Source organism: Bacteroides sp. B1-V-101, from assembly GCF_023656585.1.
Lineage (GTDB): Bacteria > Bacteroidota > Bacteroidia > Bacteroidales > Bacteroidaceae > Bacteroides > Bacteroides thetaiotaomicron.
In genome coordinates this window covers 41,439-52,466 of the sequence record NZ_JAMOKH010000041.1, presented here as the reverse complement: position 1 = coordinate 52,466, position 11,028 = coordinate 41,439, and the positions used below count along the sequence as shown (strand labels likewise).

General features: G+C 41.9%; 6 protein-coding genes. All 6 read left to right on the top strand.

Annotation, left to right across the window (positions count from 1 at the left end; genetic code table 11):
* Positions 1–167 precede the first annotated feature (167 nt).
* Positions 168–1,331, top strand: a complete 1,164-nt coding sequence (locus NBH01_RS21970) for a n-acyl-d-glucosamine 2-epimerase (RefSeq protein WP_119200439.1) — start codon at positions 168–170, stop codon at positions 1,329–1,331.
* A 54-nt stretch (positions 1,332–1,385) separates the two neighbouring features.
* Positions 1,386–4,610 (top strand): SusC/RagA family TonB-linked outer membrane protein, encoded by a 3,225-nt coding sequence (locus tag NBH01_RS21965; protein WP_008766060.1) that lies wholly within the window; start codon positions 1,386–1,388, stop codon positions 4,608–4,610.
* 18 nt (positions 4,611–4,628) lie between these two features.
* A complete protein-coding gene (locus NBH01_RS21960; protein ID WP_070750295.1) occupies positions 4,629–6,290 on the top strand; it encodes a RagB/SusD family nutrient uptake outer membrane protein in 1,662 nt (553 codons plus the stop codon).
* Positions 6,291–6,309: 19 nt separating this feature from the next.
* Positions 6,310–8,007, top strand: a complete 1,698-nt coding sequence (locus NBH01_RS21955; protein ID WP_070750301.1) for a DUF5018 domain-containing protein — start codon at positions 6,310–6,312, stop codon at positions 8,005–8,007.
* Between the two features lie 46 nt (positions 8,008–8,053).
* On the top strand, positions 8,054–9,457 hold the full coding sequence (locus tag NBH01_RS21950) for an alpha amylase family protein (protein WP_008766057.1): 1,404 nt from the start codon (positions 8,054–8,056) through the stop codon (positions 9,455–9,457).
* Positions 9,458–9,591: 134 nt separating this feature from the next.
* Positions 9,592–11,025 carry a calcineurin-like phosphoesterase C-terminal domain-containing protein gene (locus NBH01_RS21945; RefSeq protein WP_016267817.1) on the top strand — a complete coding sequence of 478 codons (1,434 nt, stop codon included), beginning with the start codon at positions 9,592–9,594 and terminating at the stop codon, positions 11,023–11,025.
* Positions 11,026–11,028 lie beyond the last annotated feature (3 nt).

The following is an 11,028-nucleotide window of genomic DNA, read 5'->3' as shown; positions in this document are numbered from 1 at the left end:
AGATACTGGACCCGGTCGGAACAGTAGAAGAAAGAGACCTTAATAACAGTAAACTAACAACAACTGAGAAGTATAGAGAAGCCGCAGGCGGTTTTCTGCATGGCCATTCAAGAAACGTTTCCCCGCCTTCGGTGTACCCTATACCTATCTATAATAAAAACAATATTATGGATTTTAAGAAACTAGCGAATCAGTACCGGGATGAATTGTTGGACAATGTCCTTCCATTCTGGCTCGAGCACTCCCAAGATATTGAGTTTGGCGGTTATTTCAGCTGCCTGGACCGTGAAGGGAAGGTTTTCGATACGGATAAGTTCATCTGGTTGCAGGGACGTGAGGTATGGATGTTCTCCATGCTTTACAACAAAGTGGAAAAACGACAGGAATGGCTGGATTGTGCCGTTCAGGGTGGTGAATTCTTAAAAAAATACGGACATGATGGGAATTATAACTGGTACTTTTCACTCGACCGTTCGGGTAGACCACTGGTAGAACCATACAATATTTTCTCATATACTTTCGCCACGATGGCCTTTGGACAGCTGAGTCTTGCTACGGGAAATCAGGAGTATGCGGACATAGCAAAGAAGACCTTTGAAATCATCCTTTCTAAGGTTGATAATCCGAAAGGCAAGTGGAACAAGCTTCATCCGGGTACTCGTAATCTGAAGAACTTCGCTCTCCCGATGATTCTCTGTAATCTGGCTTTGGAGATCGAACATCTTCTGGATCCCGGTTATCTGGAACAGACGATGGAAACCTGTATCCATGAAGTGATGGATGTCTTTTATCGTCCGGAGCTAGGGGGCATCATTGTTGAGAATGTCGATATGGACGGTAATCTGGTGGATTGCTTCGAAGGACGCCAGGTGACTCCCGGTCATGCTATCGAAGCGATGTGGTTCATCATGGATTTGGGCAAACGCCTGAATCGTCCGAAATTGATAGAAAAAGCAAAAGACGTAACCCTGACAATGCTCGACTATGGTTGGGACAAGCAATATGGAGGTATCTATTACTTTATGGACCGTAACGGTTGTCCTCCCCAGCAATTGGAATGGGATCAGAAACTTTGGTGGGTGCATATTGAATCTCTGATATCACTGCTGAAAGGTTATCAGCTGACCGGAGACAGGAAATGTCTGGAATGGTTTGAAAAAGTGCATGACTACACATGGTCGCACTTCAAAGATCCGGAATATCCGGAATGGTACGGATATCTGAATCGCAGAGGGGAAGTTTTGTTACCGCTGAAAGGTGGTAAATGGAAAGGGTGCTTTCATGTACCAAGGGGATTATTTCAATGCTGGAAAGTATTGGAACAGCTATAGAAACAATGAATTATTATGTTAACCAATCTTATTAATAATCTAAAAATTAATTCTATGACAGAGTTTAACTCAAAAATTAAGCAAAACTCTCGCATATTGAAGATATTTCTTTTCTCAATATGCGCACTTTTTGCATGTGCTATCAATGCTCATGCACAGAGTTTGGTGCAAGGTACTGTTACTGATGAGACAGGAGAATCTCTACCTGGTGTAAGTGTTGTAGTAAAGGGGACTACTAATGGTACAGTTACAGATGTTAATGGAAAATACAGCATTCAGGCGACTTCAAAAGATATATTGTCTTTCACATATGTAGGTATGGCGGAACAAGATATAAAAGTTGCCGGACAGAAAACGATCAATGTGGTGATGAAGGATGATGTGGCATCTCTGGATGAAGTGATTGTCGTTGGTTATGGTACTGCAAAGAAACAATCCCTGACAGGAGCGGTTTCTGCAGTCAAAGGCGACGAACTGTTAAAGGCACCGGCAACCAATGTATCAAGTTTGTTAGGCGGACGTTTGCCGGGCATTTCTTCTGTTCAAGTCTCTGGAGAACCGGGTGATGACCAAGCAGTATTGCGGGTTCGTGGTTCTATTTACAATGTTACTTATATTGTAGATGGTATGCCTCGTTCCATCAATGACATTGATCCTAATGATATTGAGAGTGTATCTGTCTTGAAAGATGGAGCTTCTGCGGCTGTGTACGGTTTGAAGGGCGCAGGTGGTGTTATCATTGTTACAACAAAGAGAGGACAGGAAGGAAAGTCAAGAATCACATATAACGGTTCAATAGGAGCATCTATGAATGCAAACTTTCCGCAGTTTATGAATGGTCCCCAGTTTGCATATTATTATAATATGGCTGATATGATGGATAAGCTGGCTAACGGAAGTATTACGGACATGAAGCAATATACACCGGTATTCACAAAAGCAAATGTGGAAGCGATGTTGAACGGCGACCCTACTGATGGATGGGATAACGTCAATTATATTGATAAAGTATTTGGCACAGGTATCAATCAGAAGCATAACATCACCGTACAGGGTGGTAGTGACAAAATGCGTTATTTCACGTCTGTCGGCTATTTGGGACAGGATGGTAATATTGATAACTTTACTTATAGACGGTACAACTTAAGAACCAACATTGAAACTCAGCTGGCCAAGAATTTCCAGTTAAGTTTGGGAGTTGCCGGAAATGTAGGAAAACGTGAAACTCCGGGATATGCCTCCGGTGGTACAGATTCTAATTCCACATTGGGAGAACAAGGTTGGTTATCCGTTGCTCACCAGACTATCATGATGCATCCGTATTTACCGGAAAAATATGATGGACTTTATACCGCTACTACACAGAATAATACAAGCTTACCGAATAGTCCGCTAGCAGCTATTTATGAATCCGGCTACAAACATACCAATAGCTTTGATTTGCAGACTAACCTCTCTTTACAATATAATCTGCCTTGGGTAAAAGGATTAAGTGTAAAGGTTACCGGAGCTTATGACTACAAGACCTCACATAATAAAAACCTGAATACACCTTATTCTACTTATATCAATAAAATGCCGACTTCCACTACAGACTGGACTTGGACTAAAGCGGATGATCCTCGTGGAACTGCAAATGGAATAAATTTAGGTGAAGGACAATTCAGTTCCCGTCAAATGGTAGGCCAGGGAAGCATCAATTATGCGAATTCTTTCGGTAAGCATAATGTTGAAGCCATGGTACTTGCGGAAATCCGTGATTATAAAGAAAACAGTTTCTCCGGATATAATAAGAATATGAGTTTTGCAGAACTTCCGGAACTGAGTTTCGGACAACCGGCAGACTCCCCCATTTCCGGATATAGCGATGCCAATCGTAGCATTGGTTACGTTTTCCGTTTGAAATACGACTATGACAATAAGTATCTGGCAGAATTCACAGGACGATATGACGGTTCGTATAAGTTTGCGGGTAATGTAAGTGGAAAACGTTGGGCATTTTTCCCATCAGCATCAGTAGCGTGGAGAATATCCAAAGAAAACTTTATGTCCGATCTGACTTTCCTGGATGATATGAAAATACGTGCATCTATCGGTTTGTTGGGTAATGACGATGTGAGTCCGTATGCATTTCTCAGTACTTATAACCTGATGGACGGTAACAAAAATGCGTACCAGACAATTCTGAACGGAAAAGTCATGCAGGCGCTGCGTGCATCTGTAATTGCGAATCCTACTCTGACGTGGGAAAATACGTTAACTTACAATGCAGGTTTCGACTTTACCATGTGGAATGGTTTACTGGGTATGGAATTTGATGCATTCTATAATTATACCTATGATATTCTGACAGCAATGGGAGGCGATTATCCGCCATCAATGGGAGGATATTATTATACGTATGCCAACTATAACAAGGTAGACAGCAAGGGAGTTGAAATCACAGTGAGTCATCGTAATAAATTAAATCTGGCAGGGAAACCATTTTCTTACGGAGCCAGTTTCAACTTGACTTTTGCAAGAAATCGCTATCTCCGTTATCCGGATAGTCCCAATACTGTAGAATGGAGAAAACGTACAGGTCGCAGTGTAGACGCTTCAGTTGTATGGGTGGCAGAAGGCTTGTTCCGTTCGGAAGAAGAAATTGATAATTCCGCATGGTATGGAACCCGTCCTAATGTAGGTGACATCAAATATAAGGATTTAAATGGCGATGGCAAAATAGATGAAGATGACAGAACACGTGTAGGACGGGGCAATCGTCCGGAACTGACTTATGGTCTGAACTTGAATTGTGCCTGGAACGGATTTGATTTGAGCGCGCAATTTACCGGAGGCGCATTGTTCGATGTATCATTAACCGGAACTTACTATAATGGTTATGATGACAATACGGTCTGGACACAGGCGTTCAAAGAAGGCGCCAACTCACCTTTATATCTGGTTCAGAATGCGTATACCACGGAAAATCCGAATGGAACATTCCCACGTCTGACTCTGGGAAATCAAGGACATGGAGGAGACAATGGATTAGCTTCTACCTTCTGGTTGCGTAATGGCAGATACCTTCGTCTCAAATCGGCACAGCTGGGTTATACATTCCCTAAAAAGTGGATGAGCCCTGTGGGAATTCAGAATCTTAGAATTTATGTAGAAGGCTCCAATTTATTCACGATCTCCGGTCTTCCCGATGGAATCGACCCCGAATCTCCGGGAGTGAATAACGGATATTATCCTCAACAACGCACAATCATGGGCGGTATAACTCTGACTTTCTAAACCTTTAAAAGATTTATTATGAAAACAAAATTTATAAGTATCATATTGTTGGGAGCCTCTTTAGGGCTTGGTTCATGTAGTGATTATCTGGACATGACACCAACGGACAAAGCATCAGATAAACTGGTATGGAGTAAACTGGAATATGCCGAACAAGCTGTCAACGATTTCTACCGTTATATCGATTATTTAGGAGTTTATCGTGACGGACAATGCCTGGCCGGTATGACGGAAGCGTTGACAGACCAACTCAAATACGGTTCCTATAACTATATGTCTAAATGCCAGATACCTAGCGAAATCGCTTATGGAGGATCCGTTCTGACAGTAAGTTATGTCAGCACTTATTTAGGCAATTGGGGGACGATGTATGAATATGTACGCCGTGTCAACGAAGGTATCAATAAACTGAAAAAATATGCCTCATTCGGTCAGACGGAACAAGAACGGCTGGAAGCGGAAATGCGCTTCTTCAGAGGATATTTATATACCGACCTGATAAAACGTTATAAGGAAGTAATCATATATGACGAAGATCTGGATAATATAAAGAAGGATATGCCGGTCAGTTCCGAGGCAGAAGGATGGAACTTTGTATATGAGGACCTGAAGTTTGCGGGCGAACATTTACCGGTTGATAAAACCCCTAATGGACGTCTGACTAGCGGAGCTGCTTATGCAATGCTGTCACGGGCAATGCTTTATGCAGAAAGATGGGATGATGCCCGGATCGCTGCTGAAGAAGTGATGGGCATGGGATATAAGCTGGAAGAAAAAGAGAATTATTCTAATGCATTTAAAGCAGGAAGTCAGGAAGCTATTCTGCAATATTGCTATGACAAGAGTTCTACTGTAACTCATGATTTTGACGGCTATATGGCTCCCGGAGGTGATAAAGCATTGGATGGTAATTCAATGACCGGAGGATTCGGAACTCCGACACAAGAAATGGTAGAATCTTATGAATATGCGGACGGTAGCGGTTTTCCGGATTGGAGTACTTGGCATACAGCAGAAGGAACAACGGCAACTCCTCCATACGATAAACTTGAACCACGCTTCAAAGCAACCATTCTTTATAATGGCGCTATGTGGAAAGGCAGAACGATCGCATCTTATGTCAATGGTACTGATGGTTGGGCTGCGTGGAAAACGGATGCCAAACCAGAAGGACGTTCTACCACAGGTTATTATTTGCGCAAGCTGGTGGATGAGACTCATAGTTTCACTTCTGTGCAGGCAAGTACACAGCCATGGACCGAAATCCGTTATGCCGAAGTGTTACTAAATCATGCTGAGGCTTGCTATCATTTGAGTGGCTATGCCGATAAAGCCAATAAAGACATCAAAGACATTCGTAACAGAGTCGGCTTGCCTTATTCGGACAAGAGTGGAGAAGACCTGATGAAAGCGATTCGTCAGGAACGTAAAGTCGAATTAGCTTATGAAGGACACTATTATTGGGATATGCGTCGCTGGAGACTATCTGCAACGGCATTCACCGGTGTCCGTCTTCATGGACTTAAGATAGAACAGAATGCAAACGGTTCGTTCAATTACATTTATGTAGAGTGTGATGACAAAGATCGTAACTTCCCGACTAAGATGTACCGTTTCCCTATGCCACAGGCGGAGTTGGACAATAACGGTGCTGTAACTCAATATGCAGAATGGCAATAAATCTAAAATGAAAACAATTATGAAAAAGAATATACAGTATTTACTATTAGGAGTATTGGCATTAATGAGTTCCTGCCAAGATCCGGAATATGTGCTTCCAACTGCTGAGCGGCAGGGAATCACAAGCTTGACCGCACTTTTTACATCAGGTCCTTACGTGGACAAAGAAGCTGTTGTCTATACAATTGCGGATGCGTCTGTAGATAAATATGTGATTCCTATGCCATGGTTTTATCCGGAAGACAGTGAAAATGAAACGGCGGAATACATGAAAACAATGAGGGTTCAGGCAAAGTTAGCTCCTAACTGTACTATTGACCCTGTTCTGACGATACTGGATTTGACTAAAGAAAATTACTTCACTTATACGGATGCGCAGGGATATAAGAAACAAATCTGCATTACGGGTGAAAGAGTGAAATCCAATAAATGTCAGCTATTAAGTTTCTCAATACCGGCCGAAGATATTAGTGGAATTATTGACGAAGAGCATAAGACGGTATCTCTGATTTCTGCAGAAGATTTATCTTCCTGTCTGGCAGAATATTCGCTTTCCTCTCATGCGACAATGTCGCCGGATCCTAAGACAGAGGCGCTTGACTTCAATTCACCTATAGAACTGACGGTCATCGCTCACGACGGAGTGACGAAGCAGACGTACACAGTTCAGAAGGCAGTGCCGGATAAGATCCCTTATGGATATAGAAAAGGCAGTGAGACAGAATTGTTTAAATTGGATATGGGAGTTATAGGTTTGCCCTGGACTTCAGCCAACTCACCTTCACTGGCCGTTAATGGCAATAATTTAGTTGTTTGCTTAGGGGACGGTTCTACTGCTCCTACCTATTATAATGCCTCTACAGGAAGTAAGATTGGCAATATGACTTTGGGAAGTGTAGGTGTTGCATCTTTAGGTTGTGTGACAAGTGATAGTAAAGGAAACATATTATTGGCAACAAAAGCAGCTAATGGTAAATCCTTCTCTATCTATAAGACTTCTTCTGTAACCACAGCTCCAACTTTATTGACATCTTATACCAACAATACAAGTCTGGATATGGGTACAAAAGTATCTGTACAGGGCGATATCAATACAAATGCCGCTATTATTGCTACGTGTGACGGAACAGCCTCGTCCGGTTCTAATACGTTTGTTCGCTGGATTATAACAAACGGTGTATTGGGAAGTCCTGAAGTAGTATCGGTAAATGGTGTTGGCTATTGGGGATCTCCTGTGTCAAACACGAAGGTTGTCACCAAAGGAACTACTGCACAAAGTGATTATTTCTTATCCTATTATGATCCTAACGTACTTTATTGGGTGAATGGAATAAGTAATAATGCGTCCAAGTCTTTATCCAATTCGGACAATGGCAATTCCTGGGCAATGAATAATAATTGTCTGGATGCAAGAACGTTCAATAATGCACAGTATCTTGTATTGGTATCTACGGCTCACTTCCCGCAATGGGGCGGCACTCCGTATTTATATATGTACGATGTAACCTCGGACGGATCGTTCACTGGTACGGTATCTACTTCAGATGCTTTGACATTCAATCCTTCACTTTCTTCGTTCGGTTCTGCAGATGGTGTAGCGGCAACAGGTGATGTACTGCTTGCTCCAACTACAGATGGATATAAACTTCGTCTCTACTATGTTGACAACAACTGTAAGATTATCGGAGGGTATGAATTTGATTGTATCGACAAATAATTAATGTGTTTCAAAAGAGATACTGACATTAATAAACATATATAATATGAGAAATCTTTTTAAAATATTATTATTGACGTTTTGCGGAATGGTTGCTATCACTTCATGTAGTGATGATTCTGATGGAATCCCCGGATGGCCCTGGAATGATAATTCAACAGAGGGACCGGAAAATCCGGATGTAACAGAAATCAAGCCACGCTATGTCTGGATTGATGCGGCAGCTAATTTTCCGGATTATGCGAATAATAAGGAGAATATCTCCACAGATATGGTGAAAGTAAAAAACGCAGGGTTTACTGATATCATTGTTGACGTGCGTCCCACTACAGGAGATGTTTTGTTCAACACTACTGCAGTAGATCAGGTGAAGCGAATGGATGTGTGGGGAAGTTCGGGTTATGTATATTATGAACGTACTGAAACATGGGATTACCTGCAGGCATTTATAGATGCAGCCAGAAGTCAGGGGCTGAAAGTACATGCGTCAGTCAATACTTTCGTCGGTGGTTACTTATGTCCCTATAACCTCGGATCAGATGGAATACTGTTCCGTGATGACTCGAAGAAGGAATGGGCAAGTGTGGCTAATCTCGCTGACGGTCTGACAAATACGATGGATTTGTTGAATGACGAGACCGATTATGGAGCTAAATTTTTGAATCCGGCTAACGATGATGTGCAGAACTTCGTTTTGCAGTTACTGGGTGACCTGGCTAAATATGACTTGGATGGAATAATTCTGGACCGTTGCCGTTATGACGATTATGGCTTGGAAAGTGATTTCTCGGCTGTTTCTAAACAGAAGTTTGAAGAGTACATTGGGGAAACAGTTGCTCATTTTCCGGAAGACATTATGGCACCAGGCACAGATGAGATACCTTCAGATCAGCCTGCCTATTTCAAGAAATGGTTGGAATTTCGTGTAAAAGTGATTCACGACTTTATCGTCAAGGCACGTGAGAAAGTAAAATCCGTAAATTCAGAAATCAATTTTGGAGTGTATGTAGGCGCATGGTATTCCAGTTATTATACTTCGGGAGTAAATTGGGCAAGTCCTAAATATGACACCTCAGCCTACTATCCTAAATGGGCAACAGCAGATTATAAGAACTATGGTTATGCCGATCATCTGGATTATATATTCTTAGGTGCTTATGCATCTGTCGATAAGATTTATGGTAGCGGCGAATGGACAATGGAGGGATTTTGCAAAAACGGTCGCGAGTTGCTGAAAGGTGACGTTCCCTTCTCCGGAGGTCCGGACATAGGCAATGGTACCGGATGGACTAACGGTGGACAAGCCGCTAAAATACCTGATGCCATCGACGCATGTATAAACAATAGCGACGGCTTCTTCGCATTCGACCTCTGTCATATCAAGATGTACGACTATTGGAACGCTTTCAAGACAGGATTTGATAACTATCTGGAGTCCGTTCAAAAATAGGAAGTTGATAATTCAATCTGAGAATATACTCAATCAAGTATTCTCCTTTCTATTCATAGCACTAAGTCTGAGCCGCAAGGTTCAGACTTAATGTTAATGAATTGCCTTATTTGTATAAAGAACAATAGATAACTATGAAAATATATTTATTACAACTTGTCATTTTGATGAGTTTGAGTTTGAACTTGCAGGCTCAAAATTTATCCGGTACTATTCGTGGAAAGGTAACCTGTCATGGGAAAGGACTTCAAGGAGTAGTTGTAACGGACGGAATCGACTGTGTTCTGACTAATAAGTCGGGCGAATATGTGCTTGCTCCTCAAAGGGATGCCCGGTTTGTTTACTTGTCCGTGCCTTCCGGTTATCAGCCGAAAACAGAAAAGACCATTCCCTTATTCCATCAACAAATAGAGATGGATAAACAAGACGGATATAATTTTGAGTTGATGAAAAATCCTCAGAATGATGCGAATCATCTGTTTCTGGTGCAGGCTGATGTGCAAGTCACTTCCGAAGACGATGTGAAAGCCTATGGCAGATTCCTGCAGGATATAAAAGAATATGTACAGCCTTATTCGGGAAAAAGAGACATATTCGGTATTGATTGTGGAGACATCGTGGGTGATACCCCCTCTTTGTATCCATCTTACATTAATACCGTATCTACTTTGGACTTTCCCGTTTATCGTGCTATCGGCAACCATGACATGACCTACGGAGGACGTACTTTTGAGTACTCGTACCGTACTTTTGAAAGTTATTTCGGCCCCATCTACTATTCGTTTAATAAAGGAAAAGCCCATTACATTGTACTCGACAATTGTTTCTATGTCAATCGTGACTACCAGTACATCGGATATATTGATGAACGGACTTTTGCATGGCTGGAAAAAGACCTTTCGTATGTGTCCAGGGATAAGCTGGTATTTGTGGTCATGCACATTCCCTCCAGCCTTCAGAAAAAGTTAAGATATAATACTTTGGATCAGGATGAAACAGTGAATACAGCTGCACTATATAAACTCTTGGAGGGCTATAATGCGCATATCATTTCCGGGCATACCCATTTCAATACGAACGTTTGTTTCAATGATTCGTTGATGGAGCATAATACGGCAGCAGTGTGTGGCACTTGGTGGCGTGCAGACATCAATGTAGACGGAACTCCCAGAGGTTACGGTATATATGAAGTGAACGGAGATCAATTGAAGTGGATTTATAAAAGCGCAGGTTATCCGCTGGAACACCAGTTTCATGCTTATCCGGCAGGATCGTCGGATGAATATCCTTCTGATATCATAGCCAATGTATGGAACTGGGATGATCTGTGGAAGGTAGAATGGTATGAAAATGGACAAAGGATGGGCGAAATGCAAAAGTACAAAGGATATGATCCTATGGCAAAAGTCATCTGTTCAGATAAGGAAAAGGTGAAATATGACTGGATATCTCCGGTTCTCACCGAGCATCTCTTTCATGCAACTCCTCATGACCCAAACGCAAGGCTAGAGATTAAGGTGACTGACCGTTTTGGTAATGTATATACTCAAACTATTGAAAACAAATAAACT

Bases quoted from the DNA above. Each gene is read 5' to 3' on its own strand.
- NBH01_RS21970 (WP_119200439.1), top strand. From the start codon at position 168: ATGGATTTTAAGAAACTAGCGAATCAGTACCGGGATGAATTGTTGGAC.
- NBH01_RS21965 (WP_008766060.1), top strand. From the start codon at position 1,386: ATGACAGAGTTTAACTCAAAAATTAAGCAAAACTCTCGCATATTGAAG.
- NBH01_RS21960 (WP_070750295.1), top strand. From the start codon at position 4,629: ATGAAAACAAAATTTATAAGTATCATATTGTTGGGAGCCTCTTTAGGG.
- NBH01_RS21955 (WP_070750301.1), top strand. From the start codon at position 6,310: ATGAAAAAGAATATACAGTATTTACTATTAGGAGTATTGGCATTAATG.
- NBH01_RS21950 (WP_008766057.1), top strand. From the start codon at position 8,054: ATGAGAAATCTTTTTAAAATATTATTATTGACGTTTTGCGGAATGGTT.
- NBH01_RS21945 (WP_016267817.1), top strand. From the start codon at position 9,592: ATGAAAATATATTTATTACAACTTGTCATTTTGATGAGTTTGAGTTTG.